The following is a 20,452-nucleotide window of genomic DNA, read 5'->3' as shown; positions in this document are numbered from 1 at the left end:
GAGTTCTGGATAAGCTCGCCACATGCCTTGATTGCCTCGAAAGTCGGGCAGACCTGAGTCAACGCCCATACCTGCACCCGCACTGATAATTAGGCTATCGGCTTTTGAGAATAAACTTTTAATTCTTTCAATTTCGATGGGGCTGAGTTGCTGCATGATTCGTATTCTTATCCTCTGTCATCGTAGTAGTTTATTGAGATGATCTCAGCATAATTTACCCTAAAATTGAGAAATATTGAGTGAATTATGACTTTCTGATGATGATTGAGCTAACGGCGATTGATGACCTATTGAATTCTATTGATGAGACGATCTTGATTTAGAAAAGATCACGTTTATGTATTTACAGTAGGTTGAATTACATCATTCATTAAAAAATGAGTTACGTTTCTAATTTAACTTTCCCAGCCTCATTATTTTTTAAAAATTACTATAAATTTCAATTTCTTATATTTATTTTTAATATAAGGTAAATAAATTTAATAAAACCTTAATTTTTTTATGGATTTAAGGGTGTAAAAATTGTAAGATCTAATTCCATATTTTTTTTATGGTTTTAATTTAAGTAATAAAGTCATAAAAAATATGCAAATAAGTACAAGTGATTTGATAGGAAAATTCACAGGGGAAATAAAATGGAATGGCAAGAAAGCTTTAATATCGGTATCGATGTAATTGATCATCAGCATCGCCAAATATTAGATTATATCAATAGACTAGAAGAAATTCGGGTGAGTGGTCATCGCGCTAAGATTCAAGAAGTATTGGAAGATCTAATTGATTACACGCAATCACATTTTAGCTTTGAAGAAAATTTATTAATGCAGGTTAATTATCAATATTTACCTTCACATAAAGGTATACATGATTTATTTGTCAAAAGACTGAATGATTATCGTCAACGCTTTGAAAAAGGGGAAGCAGTTGAAAATGATTTATATCGATTACTCTCAAAATGGTTGATTAATCATATACAGCATGATGATCAGGATTATGTCGATGCTGTGCGTGACAATATGATTCGATATTTACGCACCCAAGAACAAACCAAAGGAAAGAGCTGGTTCTCTCGTATATTTAGCTAAAATTATGATGGAAACAGGCGGTTGCCACATAACTCTCCGACCGCCTGTAGCATAAGATGCTCTGAGTTTTCTTTAGACATCCCTTTGATTGCAGCATCAATTCGCAATAATAGTTCAGGCCAAAGTAAGAACTGTCTTGGATTTAGACGGCGTAAAGCTTGTTGATATTGGGATACTTTAGTTTTCCAAATACCAATTTGTATCGCATTATGGGGCTGCTCAAAGAGTTGCATCAGAAGACGCATTTCTTTATTCAATGTCCACAAAATTAGGCTGTCAGGTTCACCAGCCGCAATCAAATATTGATAAATCTTAATGGATTGCGCCAAGTTACCAGCAAGTAGTGCATCGCTAAGATCATAAGTGGTATAACGTGACTGATCTTGCAAACAAGCATATAGCTGTTCAATCTGAATTTTTTGTATATCAGGAAAGGTATCTGCCACACGCATTAGGCTGTTTTTCGCAGCCAATAGATTATGTTCATGGTGCTGCATCAGCCATTGCCAAGCATCATTGTTGAGTTGAATTCCCAGTTTTTCTGCTTCGATTGCCAAAATGCGTTGACGGTCTTGTGGATATGCTGCTGCAAGTTGCACAACCACACCGTTTGCTTCGACGACTTGGAAAAAAGCAGACTTTAAACTGCTGCTGTCTTGTTTTGGTAAAACGATCAGCAATAAGTTATGTTCATTATGTTGAATATAGTTTTTAAGTAGTTTTAAGCCGTTGGCATCGGGCTTGATATTGCCATGTACTTCAATGGCGAGTTGTTGTGAGAATAGCGATAAACTATTCAGCGCATTAAAGACATTTTTCCAGTCATTAACACTGCTAATGTCATGCCGCTGACGTTCAACTTCTTGTTGTTGCCAACTTTTACGGAATGCATCGAGTAGGTTTTGCTCAAGCAAAGGTTCTTGCCCATGCATGATCCATGCACCACGGGCTTCATGGATACGTTTTAATGCTTGAACATAATCTAACTTCATAAAAAGTAATTATGGTTGAGCTTTGGGTAAACGATTCGCTGCAATTTGACGCGTGATTTGCTGGGCAATATCATCAATAATGATACGGTTCAGATACGCTTCTTGTTGGTTATCTGTATTTACAGTTGCCACATCATATTGGTACGTGCGAGATGCAGTGAGTGTACGTGGTTCTGTGATTTTATTGCCTTGACGATCTTCAATTTGGAAAGTCACGGTTAAACGCAATAGTACTTCAGTCAATTTACCATTCAATAACTGGCGACGAGGAGTATAATCTAAGATACGAAGTACATAGGCATCATTGGCATTACTGAGTTGTACACCCGTAGCACTGAGATAGATGCTGAGACGATTCTCGAGTTCATCGGTATTGTCAGGTAAAACCAAAGTTAGTTTGTTATAAACCAATGGTGTTGCCGTTGGATAGCTTCCCTTTAAATGAAAGCCACAGCCAACTAAGCCTGCACTTAGACCTAAAGTTAAAACAATAGCAGCTAAACGTTGTGCTAAGTGCATATTTATTCCTCTAATCAAATCTATTCTAATTCCTCTTTGGTAGAGGATTAAAACCTCTCTTATATTTAAGAGAGGTTAGAAAGAATTATTAAACAACTAAATTAACAAGTTTATTTGGTACTACAATTTCTTTCTTGGTTGGACCAGTTAAGAATTGTTGAACTTCTGGCAGTGCTTTTGCCAAAGCCAATAACTCATCTTTTGAGATATCGACTGCGACGTCTAACTTACCACGAAGTTTACCATTCACTTGTACAACAATCGTTTGCGTATTACGGGTTAAAGCTGATTCATCCACTTGTGGGAACAGTGTCGTATTAATATCAATACTAAACTGTGCTAAAAGTGTTTGACTTAAATGTGGTGCAAATGGGGCAAGTAAAGTCAATAAAGTTGTAATTGCTTCACGTGCAACGGCTACATCATTGTCATCTTTTGCTTCAAACTTGTTGGTCGCATTCAATAACTCCATTAATGCAGCAATAGAAGTATTGAACGCATGACGACGTTCGATGTCATCACCCACTTTTTGGATGGTTTCATGCGTTTTACGACGTAAGTCTTGTGCGTCTGTAGAAAGATTTGCGCTATCGATTGCCGTTGCCTGATTGCCTTTTTCTAAGAAACCAGCAGCCAAACGCCATACACGTTTCAAGAAGCGGTTAGCTCCTTCCACACCTGCATCTGACCATTCTAAAGATTGATCAGGTGGGGCAGCGAACATCATAAAGACACGTGCGGTATCTGCGCCGTATTGGTCGATAATCGCTTGTGGATCAATACCGTTGTTTTTCGACTTAGACATTTTTTCTTGTCCGCCAATCACAACTTCCTGACCATCACCTGAGTATTTCGCAGATAGAATACGACCTTTCTCGTCACGCTCTAATTCGATGTCCGCAGGGTTAAACCAAGTTTTCTTGCCGCTTTCTGCTTCACGGTAGAAAGTATCCGCCAACACCATGCCTTGGGTGAGCAAGTTGGTGAATGGTTCATTACCTTGTACCACGCCTTCATCACGCATCAATTTATGGAAGAAACGTGCATAAAGTAAGTGCAGAATTGCGTGCTCTACACCACCGATATATTGATTCACAGGCAGCCAGCTTTGCGCCGCTTCAGGTTTCACCATACCGCCAGTAAAGTCTGGAGATGCATAACGCGCATAATACCAAGAGGATTCTACAAAGGTATCCAAGGTGTCTGTTTCACGACGTGCGTCGCCGCCACAGCTTGGACACTTAGTTTCATAGAATTCAGGCATCTTGTTCAATGGGTTACCAGAACCGTCTGGAACCACATCCGTCGGTAATACCACTGGCAATTGATCTTCTGGAACGGTGACTTGACCACAGCTGTTACAATTGATCATTGGAATTGGACAACCCCAGTAACGTTGACGAGATACACCCCAGTCACGTAAACGGAATTGAACCTTAGAATTTGCCAAAGCTTGTGGTTCTAATTTTGCAAGGAAGGCATCAAAAGCGGCTTGGAATGCTAAACCATCAAACTCGCCAGAATTCACCAATTTGCCATCTTTAGAACCGTACCATTCTTGCCATTCAGCTACTGAGTATTCAGTATCATCAGCGCCTTTAGCATCGATGACTTGCTTGATTGGCAAGTTAAATTTATTGGCAAATTCAAAGTCGCGTTCGTCATGTGCAGGAACTGCCATTACAGCGCCTGAACCATATGACATCAACACATAGTTCGCAATCCAAACAGGGAGATCTTCACCTGTAACTGGATGCTTAACAGACAAGCCGGTTGCCATACCTTTCTTTTCAGCAGTGGCGAGATCAGCTTCTGCGACTGAACCCATGCGGCATTCTTCGATAAATGCAGCTAATTCAGGATTGTTTTCAGCCGCTTTGAGTGCCATAGGGTGTTCTGCTGCAACAGCAACATAAGTCACACCCATTAAGGTATCAGCACGCGTAGTATAAACAGTTAAACCATCTGCATAGACTTCAGTATTCGCAGAAGGGAAGGTAATTTCCATCCCGGTTGAACGACCAATCCAGTTACGTTGCATGGTCAAGACCTGTTGTGGCCAACCGTCTTTTAATGTGTCTAAATCGTCTAATAATTCTTGTGCATAGTCGGTGATGCGGAAGTAGTACATTGGAATATCACGTTTTTCAACCAATGCACCTGAACGCCAGCCACGACCATTTTCAACTTGCTCGTTAGCTAACACAGTCTGGTCTACAGGATCCCAGTTGACTGTTGAAAGTTTACGATAGATCAAGCCTTTCTTATAAAGTTGTACGAATAACCATTGTTCCCAGTGATAGTACTCTGGCGTACAAGTCGCAAATTCGCGATCCCAATCGACAGACAAGCCCAATTTTTTTAATTGGTCACGCATGTAGGCGATGTTTTCAAAAGTCCATTTGGCAGGTGCAACCTGATGTGCAATCGCTGCATTTTCAGCAGGTAAACCAAATGCATCCCAACCCATGGGTTGTAATACCGTTTCACCTTTTAAACGATAAAAACGGCTGATCACGTCACCAATGGTGTAGTTACGCACATGCCCCATGTGCAGTTTGCCACTTGGGTAAGGGAACATCGATAGGATATAGCGATGTTTGCCCTCTACAGTGTCTGCAACTTTAAAAACTTTGCGATTGTCCCAGTCTTGTTGAACTTGAGGCTCAATGGCACTTGCTTGATATTCGGAGTCAATGTGAGAAGTCGTCATAGGGATATGCGATACAACAAAAATTAAAGTTAAGATTGCCGCACAGCATAGCGCAAAATAGGGGGCAATGTCAGTTTTTAGAGCAAGATTTTATCTTGTGGTTTTGAGTATCAGTGTAGTTATAAATTAGATACTTTTATCGATTTGATACTCTTGAATTTGCTAACTTCTCTTTTTTCTGGAGATATTCTGATTCTAAAGAGGATCTAAGATCTTGTTCCGTCAGTGAACCGAACATATCTATATAAGGATTTGTGCGTTTCTCCTTAGAGTAATCTTGCATTCCTTTTCGTACTTTTGCTTCAATTTCAGTCCGTTCTTTTGCTGTAAATTTATCTTTTGGAGCTACTGAAAATGGTGGCTGATTGAGATTTTGAACTGGTTTATTATATGAAAGTTGTTTTTTAGTTTGTTCTAAACTGTTGCTATATGTGGATACTGAGCCTAACTTTTTCGCACTTGAGGGTGGAGGTGTTGCTGAATAATGAGTTGAGCCACTCGCGTCGACCCATTTATAAAAATCCTGAGCATGGCTAAGAGGAATAATAAAAAATAGCAAGTTAAAGAAATGTAGGAGTTGTTGGAAAAGAGTTTTTGTCATAAATATTCGTATTTTAAAAAATTGAATAAAGTGGTGATATTAGAGTCACCATTTTATTCAATTATATTAAAAGAATCTAAAGATTTGGTTTTACTCTAACTGGTGCTGTAGTTTGAGTTTGAACAGGTGCAGTAGTAGCTGGAGTTTGAGAAGCTACATTCGTTGAAGGTTGACCAAAGCTTTGAGGTGATTGTGTTTCAGAAGATGGTTGATTTTCGTTTTGAGGTTGCTGTGCTTTTTGCGGGTTTGCATTTTGAGTGCTACTTCCATAAGTAGAAATTTTATCTAATCGTTTTGCTCCTTTTGGTGGAGGAGTCGTGGTGTAATGGGTTGAACCATTAGCATCTATCCATTTGTAATATTGCTGAGCGTAATTTTGGCTAGAACAAAGAAGCATAGTCGTAGTTGCGACAGCGTATAGGCTTGTTTTTAAATATGATGGTTTCATAATTTGATCTCCCCAAAAGAATTCCGTCTATATTCGATCAAAATGTTTGAATTAGCCAATCACAATGCCTATTTTTGTATAAAAAGGAAATAGTTTTTTGATAAATGGGCATTTGAATCGATAAATTACCTTGAGCTGAGAGATTAAAAAAACAACAGCTAAAAATTATTCTAAAAAAACCTTTTCTTTATTCTTGACTTTGTGTATGAAAGCAACAAAAATGCTTGCTTAGTTTTATATGCGCTTATTTGATCACCCTTCGAATAAATGTCATGGTTTGCAATGGACATTCTTTCTAGCCGAGAGAATGATTTTTTGAAATATGTTTATCCCAACATGTTTTGATTCGAGATGTAATAACAGCTTATACGGCTGATGAGTCAGAAAATTTTTCCTATTGCAGCAAAAACGAGTAGAATACGCACACTTAGAAAAGTGCATAAGTTAATGAATGAAAATACAATTTATGTCTCCCATAAATTGTACTAACACTAGGGTGAATCACGTTGGAACTTTTATCTGGTGGTGAAATGCTCGTTCGTGCGCTTGCGGACGAAGGCGTAGAGCATGTTTTTGGTTATCCAGGCGGCGCAGTTTTACATATTTATGATGCGCTTTTTCAACAAGACAAAATTAATCATTACCTTGTACGTCATGAGCAAGCTGCTGGTCATATGGCAGATGCATACTCGCGCGTAACTGGTAAAACAGGTGTTGTTCTTGTGACCTCTGGTCCAGGCGCAACAAATACTGTTACTCCTATTGCAACTGCCTATATGGACTCAATCCCAATGGTGATTTTGTCAGGACAAGTTGCAAGTCACCTAATTGGTGAAGATGCATTCCAAGAAACAGATATGGTTGGTATTTCTCGTCCAATCGTAAAACACAGTTTCCAAGTGCGTCACGCCAGCGAAATTCCTGCAATTATTAAGAAAGCATTTTATATTGCCTCTTCTGGTCGTCCAGGCCCAGTTGTTGTTGATATTCCTAAGGATGCCACGAATCCAGCAGAAAAATTTGCCTACGAATATCCTGAAAAAGTGAAGATGCGTTCATATCAACCGCCTTCACGTGGACATTCAGGTCAAATCCGCAAAGCGATTGATGAGCTCATTACTGCTAAACGCCCAATTATTTATACGGGCGGTGGCGTTGTTCAAGGTAATGCTTCTGCATTATTGACTGAACTTGCACATTTATTGGGTTATCCAGTAACCAATACTTTGATGGGCTTAGGTGCGTTCCCTGGCAATGATCCACAGTTTGTGGGTATGTTAGGGATGCATGGTACATATGAAGCCAATATGACGATGCACAATGCAGACGTGATTTTGGCCATTGGTGCACGTTTCGATGACCGTGTAACCAATAACCCTGCGAAATTCTGTTTGAATGCGAAAGTTATTCATATTGATGTAGATCCAGCGACCATTTCTAAAACGATCATGGCGCACATTCCTATCGTTGGTGCGGTTGAGCCAGTTCTTCAAGAAATGTTAGCTCAGCTTAAACAGATGAATGTGTCTAAGCCAAATCCTGAAGCAATTGCTGAATGGTGGTCTCAGATTAATGAGTGGCGTAAAGTTCATGGCTTACGCTATGAAGCTGCTCAAAATGGTGAAATGAAACCACAACAAGTGGTGGAAGCGCTTGATCGTGTGACCAATGGTGAAGCGATCATTACGTCTGACGTAGGTCAGCACCAAATGTTTGGCGCAAACTACTACAAATACAAACGTCCACGCCAATGGATTAACTCTGGTGGCCTAGGCACTATGGGTGTTGGTTTACCGTATGCAATGGCAGCGAAGCTTGCATTCCCAGATCAACAAGTAGTGTGTATCACAGGTGAAGCATCAATTCAGATGTGTATCCAAGAATTATCAACATGTAAGCAATATGGCTTAAATGTGAAAATTCTTTGCTTGAATAACCAAGCTTTAGGCATGGTGAAGCAGTGGCAAGACATGAACTATGAAGGGCGTCATTCAAGCTCTTATGTAGATTCTTTACCTGATTTTGCAAAATTGATGGAAGCTTATGGTCACGTAGGTATTCAAATCAATCATGCAGATGAATTGGAATCTAAACTCGCTGAAGCAATGGCAATTAATGATAAATGTGTATTCATTAATGTCATGGTTGATCGTACAGAACATGTTTATCCAATGTTGATTGCAGGTCAGTCGATGAAAGATATGTGGTTAGGTAAAGGGGAGCGCACATAATGAGACATATTATTTCTGTACTCGTTGAAAATGAAGCTGGTGCGCTTTCTCGTCTTGTGGGTTTATTTAGCCAACGTGGTTACAACATCGAGACACTCAATGTTGCACCTACTGAAGATGAGACTTTATCTCGCTTGACACTCACCACTTATGGTGATGATCACAAAATTGAGCAAATCACTAAACAACTCAACAAATTGGTTGAAGTAGTTAAAGTAGTTGATTTGTCTGAAGGTTCACATATTGAGCGTGAATTGATGTTGATCAAAGTTAAAGCGCTCGGTGCTGCTCGTGCTGAAATTAAACGTACAGCAGACATCTTCCGTGCCCAAATCGTTGATGTAACACCTACCACTTATACGATTCAAATCGCTGGTACGACTGAAAAGATTGATGGTTTTATTGATGCGCTTGCTGAAAATACCATTTTAGAAGTTGTACGTTCAGGTGTATCAGGCATCGCACGTGGTGAAAAAGTTTTAAGTATTTAATTGCTTCCCCAATTCTTCATATAGAAATGCAAGAATTGGGAAGTTTCAAAGGATCTATCCTTGTATAACAAGGGAAATGACAAAAATTTTAGCGGAGAAAACAGATGCAAATTTTTTACGATAAAGACTGTGACTTATCAATCATCCAAGGCAAAAAAGTTGCAATCATTGGTTATGGTTCACAAGGTCATGCTCATGCACTTAACTTGAAAGATTCTGGCGTTGACGTAACTGTTGGTTTACGTGCTGGTTCAGCATCTTGGAAAAAAGCTGAAAATTCAGGTCTTAAAGTATCTGAAGTTCCAGCGGCTGTTGCTCAAGCTGACTTAGTGATGATTTTGACTCCAGATGAGTTCCAATCTCAACTTTATCGTGATGTGATTGAGCCAAATATCAAAGAAGGCGCGACTTTAGCATTTGCTCATGGTTTCTCTATTCTTTATAACCAAGTTGTTCCACGTAAAGATTTAGACGTAATCATGGTTGCTCCAAAAGCACCAGGTCACACTGTACGTTCTGAATATCAACGTGGTTCAGGTGTTCCTGACTTGATCGCAATTCACCAAGATGCTTCTGGTAATGCACGTAACGTCGCTCTTTCTTACGCTTCAGGTGTAGGTGGTGGTCGTACCGGTATCATCGAAACTTCTTTCCGTGAAGAAACTGAAACTGACTTATTCGGTGAGCAAGCAGTTCTTTGTGGTGGTGCTGTTGAATTGGTTAAAATGGGCTTCGAAACTTTGGTTGAAGCTGGTTATGCACCAGAAATGGCTTACTTCGAATGCTTACATGAACTTAAGTTAATCGTTGACTTAATGTTCGAAGGCGGTATTGCTGACATGAACTACTCAGTTTCTAACAATGCTGAGTACGGTGAATATGTGACTGGTACTGAAGTAATCAACGAACAGTCTCGTGAAGCAATGCGTAATGCATTGAAACGTATCCAATCTGGTGAATATGCGAAAATGTTCATTCAAGAAGGTGCGTTAAACTACCCATCTATGACTGCTCGTCGTCGTCAAAATGCTGCGCATGGTATCGAAGTAACTGGTAACAAGTTACGTGCGATGATGCCTTGGATTCAAGCGAACAAAATCGTAGACAAAGAGAAGAACTAAGTTTTAGTTTAATCTTTAAAAGCCCTTGTTTGTACAGGGGCTTTTTATTGGATCATCTTAATGTTACGTATTAGCGAAGCATAGCTCTACTCTTGCACAGGGACCTTATGAAGCGATGCTTCTCATGCTTTTCTATTGTCCTGTTGCGTAGGAGACCCTACTCAGGATTCAAGCAAACAAAATCGTAGACAAGGAGAAAACTAAGTTTTATCTCTGAGTTAAAAGAACCGCCTTGTTGATAAACGAGGTTTTTTTTAAAAGCTGCTGATAACAGAGTTATAACAGTATAAAAATTTAAAAAGGCTTAATATGTATCTCAAATAAGCATTTTATATCGTGCTTAATACATGAGAAAAACAACAAAACTGCAATGAGACTTAAGTTCATAGTGCAGTTTAAAACAAATAAGAAGTAACTACTTAAATACTAAAAACACCTAGCAAAAATAAATTGGTCTTTCGGTAAAAAAGTACAATAAAAAAAGCAAGTCTTTTCATTGGTTTGAAATGATTATATGTTTTTATTCTATTGATTTATAAAATGAAAAAGACTTGACCTTATGCTAGATGATGTTATTGTTAAGGAAAGTTTATGAATACACAATTTGTATCTTTTTTGAGTGTTAAGGATCGTTCTGATTTCGAGCAATTCGCTCAACAAATAAAAAAAAGTACTGAATAATCATGGAAGTCCTTTATGGTTCACGTTGATTACGATAGCACATGGGTCATCGTTTCCATTTTGGTTGCAGTAGCGACTTGTTATGCTGCAGTTTCAATGGAAGAACTCGTTTTTAAAGCTGCTTATAAAAAGTTTGAGAAAAGCATTTTAGTAACGAGTGGGTTGACTTTAGGCTTGGCAATATGGGCAATGCATTTTATTGGAATGCTCGCGAGCCATTTGCCTGAAGGCTATCATTTTGATATTAGTTTGACTGTGCTTTCATATTTGATAGGCGCAACTGCTTCGGTATTTGCTGTTTGGCTAACGACTAGACCTACTTTACCTATGCCACGTCTGATTTTAGGTGCATTATTCTTAGGGCTAGGGATATCTGGGATGCATTACACGGGGATGTTGGCGCTTTCAGTTGAACACCATCAATTGAGATATGATCCATTACTCGTGATTTGTTCAGTACTCATCGCTGTATGTGGTTCTGGTTTGAGCTGTTTATTCGTTTTTAAATATAAAACCGCTGTTAAATATAAAACTGCATTAAAGGCTGTCGTTGCAATATTGATGGCTTTTAGTATTGTAGGTATGCATTACACGGGTATGGCAGCCACTTATTTTGATACAGGGTTTGCGGAAGCACTTGGCTCAGCTCAAACAGAGCAAGCCGTTTTACTATTTACGATCATCTTTATTACCAGTTTGGTGTTTGTTGCTGGTTTTGCCGTTGCAGTTTTAGAAGCACGATTAGAAGAGCGTAATCAACAATTAGTTAGAATAAACAAAGAATTAGCAACTCAGTCACTACATGATTCATTAACAAAGTTGCCGAATCGATTATATTTGACAGATTATGCGGAAGTAATCTTCAGTCATCATCGCTTACGAGAAGAAAAAGCAGCATTTTTATATGTAGATTTAGATCGCTTTAAATCGGTAAATGATGCTTTTGGACACCATATTGGTGATCAACTTTTAATTCAAATGGCCAATCGGTTACATGAAAAATTAAGTTCAAGCCATAAGCTATTTCGTATTGGTGGTGACGAGTTTGTATTGATCTCTGAAAATACTGATGTTAATCAAGCGATGTTACTGGCAGAAGAAGTTCTTCATTTTATTCAAGAAGCATATCTGATCGCGACAAAAGAAATTAATATTTCTGCAAGTTTGGGAATCGCGATGTATCCTGAGCATGGTACGAATGTTCAGGATTTATTAATTAATGCAGATGTAGCAATGTTGGCATCTAAAGAACAGGGTAGAAATACGTTTACTGTTTTCCACTCCGCAACAGATCAGCAAGATGTCCGTAGCCAATCCAAATTAATTAATGATTTATATAAAGCTGTAGATGAGCAGCAATTTGTTTTATTTTATCAGCCTAAATTTACTGCGAATTATCAAGTTTGTGGTGTTGAAGCGCTCATTCGTTGGAAGCATCCAAGCTTAGGTTTGTTGACTCCTCAAATGTTTATTGAGGGAGCAGAAAAAACAGGTTTGATTATTCCGATGGGATATTGGGCATTGGAGCAAGCCTGTCAGCAGATTCAAAAATGGGAACGAAGTAATAGTCCGTTCTACCCGATTGCCGTCAACTTATCTGCATTACAATTTGAAAATAAAAAACTTTTTAGTGTATTAGAACAGCTCTTAGAAGAATATCAAATTCAGCCCCACAATCTTATTTTAGAAATCACTGAATCAACAGCAATGCATCATATTGATTCAAGTATTCGTACTTTAGAACGTTTGCGTAAGTTGGGTATTCGGATCGCGATTGATGATTTTGGAACTGGTTACTCAAGCTTTTTATATTTAAAAGATCTGCCTGTTGATGAACTTAAAATTGATCGCGGTTTTCTCATAGATTTACAACCAAACTCGAAAGAAGAGGCAATTCTAGAAAGTATCATTCACCTTGCCGCTAAGTTAGGCTTAATCGTCACAGCTGAAGGTGTAGAAACACAGCAACAAGCTGATATTTTAACTAATTTAGGATGCAATCAATTACAAGGTTATTTATTGGGTATACCTGTAAATGTTGAAAATTTAGTGTTGAATCGTCACAACTTTGCTTAATTTATTTTGATTTAACGATATCTATATCATCTATTCATGAAAAAGGCTGCTCATATCTTTTCAAGTAAAAGAGATGCACAGCCTTGATTATTTTAGTAACTATAGTAATTTTAATTTGAGCGCTGTTGTAACCATGCGCTAACTACAGGCCAAACTGCTTGTGGTGCTTGGCTACCTGAAACCAAACCCATATGGCCACCAGAGACAATTTCAAAGGTTTTATCTTGGCTACTGATCAAATCCATTAATGGTCGTACAGCTTCTGCAGTCACAATAATGTCAGTATCCCCACCAATCGCAAGTACTGAACATTCAATATCTTTAAAATCAGCAGTTTGATCTCCAAATTTAACGAGACCTGTCGAAAGTTCGTTATCAATCCAGAAGCGTAAAATAATATCGCGCATTACACCGCCAGGATAGGCGAGCATATTGTCAACAAACGAACTTGATGTTGCGTGATTAATGACAAACTGCCGATCGTTCAAATTTTTCAGTAATTGCCAATAATTTTTAAAATTACCTACTGGATCTGTGAGCTTAAATCCGAGCGTATTTTGCCAACCATGAATATGGAAATAGCGGCTCGGAATTTGACGGATTCGGAAATTAGTATTGGTCCGCACCCATTGTGCTGGTGTATTTAACTTTTGATAAAGCTTGCCAATATAACCTGATTGATGAGTGTTAATTGGTGATGCCAAAATCATTAAATTCTTAATATTTTTATCTTTAAATAATGAGGTGTAGCAAAGTGAGATAGCTCCACCGAGACTCCAGCCATACAGTGATAGTTGTTGTTGTCCGCTATGTTCACGAATTTTGCTGATAAAGTCGGGCATAAAGATTTTGATATATGTACCGAAATTATATCTAGCTTGTTTACGGCTTGGTGTGCCCCAGTCAATCATATACACATCAAAACCTTGGCTTTGAAAGTAACGAATGAGACTACGATCAGGAAACAAATCGAATACTAAGGTATTCGCTGCTAATGGGGGAATAATAACGAGTGGCACACGGTGCTTATTTTCACCTGATTCTACATCTGCCTTGTAAAACCGTAAGCTAATAATTTCACGTTCATAAACGACTTCAAAAGGTGTCTTTCCTGACAATGCCAGTTGATGTCCCCTCAAGAAACGATCTGCCGCATTTGAAAATACTTGTGCAGCTTGCTTACCCGCACGCGTTTTTAAGATTGATTGGGCTGTTTTAGCGTTAACAAAGGTATCTTTAACTTTAGGCAATTGAGTCATCGTGCAAGAACTCTATGGTTACAACTGTGTAGCCGCATATTAGAAGAAAAAGTCTCTAAGCTCAGTGACTCATTTGCTTAACTTGTATTCCAAAATGATCAACTTGAGACAATATTCTGTAATTTGCACGATTGAATTTTAAAGTTTTGGAAAAAGAGACAGCAGGTAAACTGATTTAATCGTGGCACACTATATATGAATTTGCATATATATGAAAATTCATATATAAAGATTTTAAAAATTAATCAGGTTTTAATGCGATGGCAACTTCATTAGATGTGACGATATATCACAATCCAGCATGTGGAACTTCACGTAACACATTAGCTTTGATTCGTAATACAGGGGTTGAGCCAAATGTTATTGAATATTTGAATGCTCCTCCGACTCGTAGCGAGTTAATTCAGCTTATTCAAGATGCAAAGTTGACGGTTAGAGAAGCGATTCGTAAGAATGTTGATCCTTATTACGATCTAGCATTAGATCGTGAAGATTGGACTGATGAACAACTGATCAGTTTTATGCTGGAGTACCCTATTTTGATCAATCGGCCATTTGTGGTGACTGAACAAGGAACACGTTTGTGTCGTCCATCTGAACTTGTGTTAGATATTTTGTCACTACCACAAAAGGGTGCTTTTACTAAAGAAGATGGTGAGCAGGTGATTGATGAAAATGGGCAACGAGTAAATTAAAAATTTGGCTTTTATATATGGAAATTTACATATTCATATAAGCAAATAGGAAGTGAAGATGGATCAAGTGAATTTTTTTAAATGCTTAGCAGACGAAACACGTCTCAATATTGTCACTTTAGTTGCTGAGCATAAAGAATTATGTGTGTGTGACTTGACTGAAAAATTACAACTCAGTCAACCAAAGATCTCTAGACATTTAGCGTTATTACGTTCATCAGGTTTATTGCAAGACAGACGACAAAGCCAGTGGGTGTATTACAGCATTCATCCAGAGTTGCCTGCTTGGTGTCATGAATTACTCAATCTCTTGGTACGTGAACAAACTTCCGCAAGTAACCAATCTCAGTCTCTCCAAATTAAAAGTTATTGTGAGTAATACCGCATGAAATTTATTTTCCTATGTACTGGAAATAGTTGTCGCAGCATTTTGTCCGAAGTACTTTTTAACAGTCGTGCACCTGAAAATTGGAAAGCATATAGTGCAGGTAGTAAGCCTTCTGGACAGGTTCATCCACTGACGATTGAAACGCTTGAAAACTTAAGCCTTTCAACCGATGGTTTGTGGAGTAAAACCATTGATGACTGTGAACAATATCAGGCAGATGTGGTGATTACAGTTTGTGACTCTGCGGCTCAGGAAGCTTGTCCACTTTATTTAGGCGGTGCAATCAAAGCACATTGGGGCTTGGCTGACCCTTCACATTTAGATTTACCTAAACCAGAAAAATTACAGGCATTCCAAGTGACTGTAGATCATATCAACCGCCGTTTAGATGCTTTATTTGCATTGGACAGCGCAAATATGTCTCGTCCTGAATTGATTGCTGCAATCAATCACATCTCAGATATTGAATGAGAACATCATGGCTCAGCAAAGATTGTCATTTCTAGATCGTAACTTAACCCTATGGATTTTTATTGCCATGGGATTAGGAATTGCGATCGGTGTATTTTTACCTCAAGCTTCTGTTGCTTTAGATAAAATGAGTGTGGATTCTGTCAATATCCCAATTGCGATTGGTCTGATTTTGATGATGTATCCTCCCTTAGCAAAGGTTGATTACGCAGCATTGCCTGAAGTATTTAAAGATAAAAAAACGCTGACTTTATCTTTAGTACAAAACTGGTTGATTGCACCTGTCTTGATGTTCGGATTAGCCATTATTTTTCTACAAAGCTATCCAGAATATATGACGGGCTTAATTTTGATTGGTTTAGCACGCTGTATTGCAATGGTCTTGGTCTGGAATGGTTTAGCTTGTGGTGATAATCAATATGTTGCAGCATTGGTGGCATTTAATAGTATCTTCCAAATTCTATTCTTCAGCAGTTATGCTTGGTTATTCCTGACTTTCTTGCCGCCTTATTTTGGTATTGCAGGGCAAGTCATTCATGTAGATTTTTGGACGATTACCCATGCGGTGTTGGTTTACTTAGGGATTCCATTTTTTCTTGGTTTCATGACGCGAATGATTTTAGTGAAAGCCAAAGGTCTAGCATGGTATCAAAATGTCTTTTTGCCGAAGATCAGTCCTTTAAGCCTGCTTGCATTGCTGTTCACGATCGTTGCGATGTTTAGCCTAAAAGGTGCTGATGTCGTAAGCTTGCCTTTCGATGTGATTCGTATAGCGATTCCATTAACAATTTACTTTGTTGTGATGTTCTTCATGAGCTTTTTTATGAGCAAGTGGATGGGCAATGACTATCCGAAAACCACTGCAATTTCCTTTACTGCTGCTGGGAATAACTTTGAATTGGCATTAGCGGTTGCGATCGCAACGTTTGGTCTAGCTTCACCCGTGGCATTTACCACAGTGATTGGTCCACTGGTTGAAGTGCCTGTGCTGATTGCTTTAGTCAGTGTGTCTTTATGGCTTAGAAAAAAGTATTTTAAATCGGTGTAATTGTGATGACTCTTCCAAATATAGATATGAATTTACTTGATCAACCCACTTTAGAAAAAGTGCAAGCGCAAGCCTTGGATCATGCACCACGTATTTTATTGTTGTACGGTTCGAATCGTGAACGTTCCTATAGTCGTTTAGCCGTGATGGAAGCAGGGCGCATCTTGGAGCACTTTGGTGCTGAAGTAAAAATCTTTCATCCTAAAGGTTTGCCCCTACCTGAAGATGCGGATATGGAACACCCAAAAGCCAAAGAGCTACATGAATTGTTGGCGTGGTCAGAGGGCATGGTGTGGTGTTCACCTGAACGTCATGGTTCGATGAGTTCCATCTTTAAATCGCAAATCGATTGGATTCCACTGGCAGGTGGTGCAATTCGTGCAACCCAAGGTAAAACTTTGGCATTGATGCAAGTTAGTGGTGGCTCGCAGTCTTTTAATAGTGTCAATCAAATGCGTATTTTAGGACGTTGGATGCGCATGATTACCATCCCAAATCAGTCTTCAATTCCAAAAGCATTTTTAGAATTTGAAGAAGATGGTCGTATGAAAGCATCGTCTTACTATGATCGTATCGTAGATGTAATGGAGGAGTTGTATAAATTCACGTTGTTGACGAGAGGGCAGAGCAAGTATTTAACAGACCGTTATTCTGAACGGAAAGAGTCCGCTGAAGAGCTGTCAAAGCGTGTCAATCAACGTAATCTATAATGTTTATTGCTTTTCGTTAAGATAATAAAAAACAGCCTCGTGAAGAGGCTGTTTTTTATTAAAATCCATCGTTAAACGATGGATTTTTTAGATTTTAGTACTTGAAGTTCACAGACAATACTGCGCTGCGACCTTCCGCTTCAGTTGCATAATGAGATGAATATGCTTTAGTGAAATAACGCTTATCAGATAAGTTGTTTACATTAAGCTGTAAATCAACATTTTTATTCACGTTATAACGTGCCATTGCATCATAGCGAACATAACCTGGAACCCACTTAGTATTCGTGGCATTACCATACACTTTATCCATTGCGACAGCACCAGCACCCAATGTTAAATCAGGTAAGACTTGGTATGTCGTCCAAAGCGTAGCGCTATTTTTTGCAACGTTTTGTACTTGATTACCATTACTTGGATTTGCTTGGTAAACAGGGGCTGTCGTACTACCTACATTGGTGTAACCACCATCGACAAGTTCGCTGTCTAAATAGGTGTAACCCGCAGAAACAGCCCATTTTTCAGTAATATTTCCGTTTACGCCAAGCTCAATACCATCAACGCGTGTTTCGCCGATATTTTGAGTGGTACCATCTTCAGCTGTAGCACGAGTATTGGTTTTTTCAGTACGGAAAATTGCTGCTGTGAGGTTTAATTTATCATTAAGAACATCCCACTTTGTTCCTAATTCATATGTTTTAACTTCTTCAGGTTTTAGGTTTTTAATTGCAGCAGTAATACCTTCTGAACCATCACCACCGTCTATGCCCACAGGATTTGCTGAAGTTGCATAGCTGACATAGATTGAACCATTTTCCACTGGTTTAAAGGTTAAACCAGCTTGGTAGTTAAAGAAGTCTTTGTTGTTTTCAACCGTAACTTGATCACCAGCTTTAGCTGTGATTTTTGTATCATTCGCACCTGTAACGGCATTATTGCGAGCACCATAAGTCATGGTTTGTTTGGTTTCAAATTTATCCCAACGAACACCCAAGTCCAAAAGCCATTGAGGGCTTAGCTCGATATTATCTAGGAAATAAACAGATTGGTTTTTGCTACGAATATTGTAACGATCAGCACCATCAGTACTTATACTACCTGTCCACGGAACATTACTTGGATTTTGTACTGACGTGCACCAACCAGAAGCAATTGCAGCAGCATTACACGTATTATTTGCGCTTCCCGTTGAATCTAAGCCATTTAAAATATATTGAGTACGATCAGTTTTCTGATCGCTGTATTCAACACCTGTATTAAAACGATGTTTAAATGCACCTGTATCAAACTTACCTGTTAGAGCAAGTTGATCTGTAAAGCCGTCCGTATCTCCAACACGAGAGTTAGTACGTCTCCAAACTGAGCCATCCAAAGCCCCCGTAGTTTTGTTATAGAAATTACCCTTAGAATCATCTGGATTAGTCCACAGATAATCATTCTTAGATTTTGTGTAAACAGCTGTATTACTAAGCGTCAGGTTATCTGTTAAATCATGCTCTAATTTGAATGTACCAACTTGATTTTCTTGTTTTTGGAAATCACGATCTTTCCAACCATAGTAAGTGCCTTGTTGAACATCGATAGGCTTACCATTGCCATTAAATTTAGCATTTGCATTTGTTGGAGCAAATGGGTTGTTGTACGGAATACCAGAATCTGGAATATCATCAGTTTTGAGGTAGTAGTAACTTAAGGTGCCGCGAGTTGCTGTATCTAAACCAAAGGTAATACTTGGTGCAATACCTGCACGTTTATATTCAGCACCATCATGTTGTCCCGCTTTTTCATTTTGATGGCCCATGACCACCACACGAGCTGCGACACCATTATTAAAATCTTTGTTTCCATCTAAGGTAATACGTGCATAATTATCTGTACCACCTGAAACCGAACCTTCTAAAGCATCGCCTTTTTTAGCAACTTTAGAAATCATGTTAATGCTACCGCCAGAAGTACCTGCACCACCTAAAGCAGAGGCAGAACCCTTTGTAACTTCAACTTGTTCAACTGCAAACATCTCACGGTTTTGTGATGTTGAGTTACGAATGCCGTCTACATACATTGAGCTTTCTGAGTTATAGCCACGAATGAAAGGGCGGTCGCCGTTTGGATTACCACCTTCACCAGCACCTAAAGTAATACCAGGAATTGTACGTAAAGCATCAGAAAGGCTTGTAACTTGAGTATCTGCAATAAGCTGCTTTGAAATAACAGAAACAGATTTTGGTGTATCTAAAAGAGGAACGACAAATTTGCTATTTGAGGATTGGTCTACTTTAAGACCTTGTTCTTGTTCTGCTTGGGTATGAATTGTTGGTAATTGTACTGGCTGATCTTGAGCGATGGCTGGTACTGCAATCACGGATAATGAAGATGCGATTGCGGAAGATACTAATTTCTTACGTGATTTGATAAAAGACATAATCGTTCACACAGATATGAGAAAAATTTTGAGAATAATAATGATTCTTAATCATAATTTCAATTTATAACTGAACTATTTGTCGGATAGGCGGCAAAAGAAGAATGAACTTAGGTCTAGGCCTTATGTACAAATAAGTTGTCGGGGTACATGGGATACTTCCTGTGCAGATATTTATCTAAGAAAAATGGTGAAAAGGGAATTCTATTATTGAAAGAGTTGATACTAGATTGAAGTGTATTCTGTCGCCTAATCAAATAGTGATGAACTCTTGAATTTCAAATAGGTGTTTAGTAATCACTGATAAAAATATAAGTAAGTTAGGCGATCAAGAGTTACTCTATTTTCAAACCTAGCTGGTTCATAAATGAAAAATAAAAATGGATTAATGATAAATAAATTTGGATACTTAGAAATATAACTTTATAAAATTTATTAGAGTGTCAATTTTTAAATAATTGGTGTCAATATTTTTTTTAGTTTTTATAGTATTTTTAAAGA

At 38.5% G+C, this 20,452-nt stretch carries 17 protein-coding genes and 1 pseudogene; 10 read left to right on the top strand and 8 right to left on the bottom strand.

Features of this window, described 5'->3' with window-relative positions; genetic code table 11:
* Positions 1-159 (bottom strand): annotated as a pseudogene (locus AAV96_RS02385) (NAD-dependent deacetylase); the annotation flags it as partial.
* A 476-nt stretch (positions 160-635) separates the two neighbouring features.
* Here AAV96_RS02385 and AAV96_RS02380 point away from each other — a divergent pair.
* Positions 636-1,085 carry a bacteriohemerythrin gene (locus AAV96_RS02380; RefSeq protein WP_005218411.1) on the top strand — a complete coding sequence of 150 codons (450 nt, stop codon included), beginning with the start codon at positions 636-638 and terminating at the stop codon, positions 1,083-1,085.
* Positions 1,086-1,087: 2 nt separating this feature from the next.
* Here AAV96_RS02380 and holA read toward each other — a convergent pair whose 3' ends face one another.
* From holA to AAV96_RS02355, 5 genes are all read right to left on the bottom strand, one after another.
* Positions 1,088-2,077, bottom strand: a complete 990-nt coding sequence (gene holA, locus AAV96_RS02375; protein ID WP_046738172.1) for a DNA polymerase III subunit delta — start codon at positions 2,075-2,077, stop codon at positions 1,088-1,090.
* Between the two features lie 9 nt (positions 2,078-2,086).
* Entirely contained in the window at positions 2,087-2,596 is a 510-nt protein-coding gene (gene lptE, locus AAV96_RS02370; protein WP_005218406.1) for an LPS assembly lipoprotein LptE, read from the bottom strand.
* Positions 2,597-2,684: 88 nt separating this feature from the next.
* The gene (leuS, locus tag AAV96_RS02365) at positions 2,685-5,309 is read right to left on the bottom strand and encodes a leucine--tRNA ligase (RefSeq protein WP_046738171.1); all 2,625 of its coding nucleotides are present in this window, start codon (positions 5,307-5,309) and stop codon (positions 2,685-2,687) included.
* A 136-nt stretch (positions 5,310-5,445) separates the two neighbouring features.
* The gene (locus tag AAV96_RS18540; protein ID WP_046738170.1) at positions 5,446-5,910 is read right to left on the bottom strand and encodes a DUF4124 domain-containing protein; all 465 of its coding nucleotides are present in this window, start codon (positions 5,908-5,910) and stop codon (positions 5,446-5,448) included.
* 76 nt (positions 5,911-5,986) lie between these two features.
* The gene (locus AAV96_RS02355; RefSeq protein WP_046738169.1) at positions 5,987-6,358 is read right to left on the bottom strand and encodes a DUF4124 domain-containing protein; all 372 of its coding nucleotides are present in this window, start codon (positions 6,356-6,358) and stop codon (positions 5,987-5,989) included.
* Between the two features lie 506 nt (positions 6,359-6,864).
* Here AAV96_RS02355 and AAV96_RS02350 point away from each other — a divergent pair.
* From AAV96_RS02350 to AAV96_RS02335, 4 genes are all read left to right on the top strand, one after another.
* Complete coding sequence (locus AAV96_RS02350) at positions 6,865-8,589, top strand: acetolactate synthase 3 large subunit (RefSeq protein ID WP_046738168.1); 1,725 nt, start codon at positions 6,865-6,867, stop codon at positions 8,587-8,589.
* Positions 8,589-9,080, top strand: a complete 492-nt coding sequence (ilvN, locus tag AAV96_RS02345) for an acetolactate synthase small subunit (RefSeq protein ID WP_004659027.1) — start codon at positions 8,589-8,591, stop codon at positions 9,078-9,080. The genes AAV96_RS02350 and ilvN overlap by 1 nt, the downstream gene beginning before the upstream one ends.
* A 104-nt stretch (positions 9,081-9,184) precedes the next feature.
* Positions 9,185-10,201: a ketol-acid reductoisomerase gene (ilvC, locus tag AAV96_RS02340; RefSeq protein ID WP_004659026.1), complete on the top strand. Its 1,017-nt coding sequence runs from the start codon at positions 9,185-9,187 to the stop codon at positions 10,199-10,201.
* A 696-nt stretch (positions 10,202-10,897) separates the two neighbouring features.
* Positions 10,898-12,958 carry an EAL domain-containing protein gene (locus tag AAV96_RS02335; RefSeq protein ID WP_005218381.1) on the top strand — a complete coding sequence of 687 codons (2,061 nt, stop codon included), beginning with the start codon at positions 10,898-10,900 and terminating at the stop codon, positions 12,956-12,958.
* A gap of 110 nt (positions 12,959-13,068) precedes the next feature.
* Here the strand turns inward: AAV96_RS02335 and AAV96_RS02330 are convergent, their stop codons facing one another.
* Positions 13,069-14,217, bottom strand: a complete 1,149-nt coding sequence (locus AAV96_RS02330; protein ID WP_046738167.1) for an alpha/beta fold hydrolase — start codon at positions 14,215-14,217, stop codon at positions 13,069-13,071.
* Between the two features lie 260 nt (positions 14,218-14,477).
* Between AAV96_RS02330 and arsC the strand changes: the two genes are divergently transcribed.
* Genes arsC through arsH form a run of 5 tightly spaced genes read left to right on the top strand, consistent with a single transcriptional unit; the run spans position 14,478 to position 17,529 of the window.
* A complete protein-coding gene (arsC, locus tag AAV96_RS02325; protein ID WP_046738166.1) occupies positions 14,478-14,912 on the top strand; it encodes an arsenate reductase (glutaredoxin) in 435 nt (144 codons plus the stop codon).
* A gap of 58 nt (positions 14,913-14,970) precedes the next feature.
* Positions 14,971-15,291, top strand: coding sequence for a metalloregulator ArsR/SmtB family transcription factor (locus AAV96_RS02320; RefSeq protein ID WP_046738165.1), 321 nt, complete (start codon positions 14,971-14,973; stop codon positions 15,289-15,291).
* Between the two features lie 6 nt (positions 15,292-15,297).
* Complete coding sequence (locus tag AAV96_RS02315) at positions 15,298-15,771, top strand: arsenate reductase ArsC (protein WP_004659016.1); 474 nt, start codon at positions 15,298-15,300, stop codon at positions 15,769-15,771.
* A gap of 7 nt (positions 15,772-15,778) precedes the next feature.
* Positions 15,779-16,819 carry an ACR3 family arsenite efflux transporter gene (gene arsB, locus AAV96_RS02310; RefSeq protein ID WP_004659015.1) on the top strand — a complete coding sequence of 347 codons (1,041 nt, stop codon included), beginning with the start codon at positions 15,779-15,781 and terminating at the stop codon, positions 16,817-16,819.
* Positions 16,820-16,824: 5 nt separating this feature from the next.
* Complete coding sequence (gene arsH / locus AAV96_RS02305) at positions 16,825-17,529, top strand: arsenical resistance protein ArsH (protein WP_004659014.1); 705 nt, start codon at positions 16,825-16,827, stop codon at positions 17,527-17,529.
* 94 nt (positions 17,530-17,623) lie between these two features.
* Here the strand turns inward: arsH and AAV96_RS02300 are convergent, their stop codons facing one another.
* Entirely contained in the window at positions 17,624-19,951 is a 2,328-nt protein-coding gene (locus tag AAV96_RS02300; RefSeq protein ID WP_046738164.1) for a TonB-dependent receptor, read from the bottom strand.
* Between the last annotated feature and the right edge of the window lie 501 nt (positions 19,952-20,452).

This window comes from Acinetobacter sp. AG1 (assembly GCF_001005525.1).
In the GTDB taxonomy this organism is placed as follows: Bacteria; Pseudomonadota; Gammaproteobacteria; order Pseudomonadales; family Moraxellaceae; genus Acinetobacter; species Acinetobacter modestus.
This window is presented reverse-complemented; position numbering and strand designations above follow the sequence as displayed.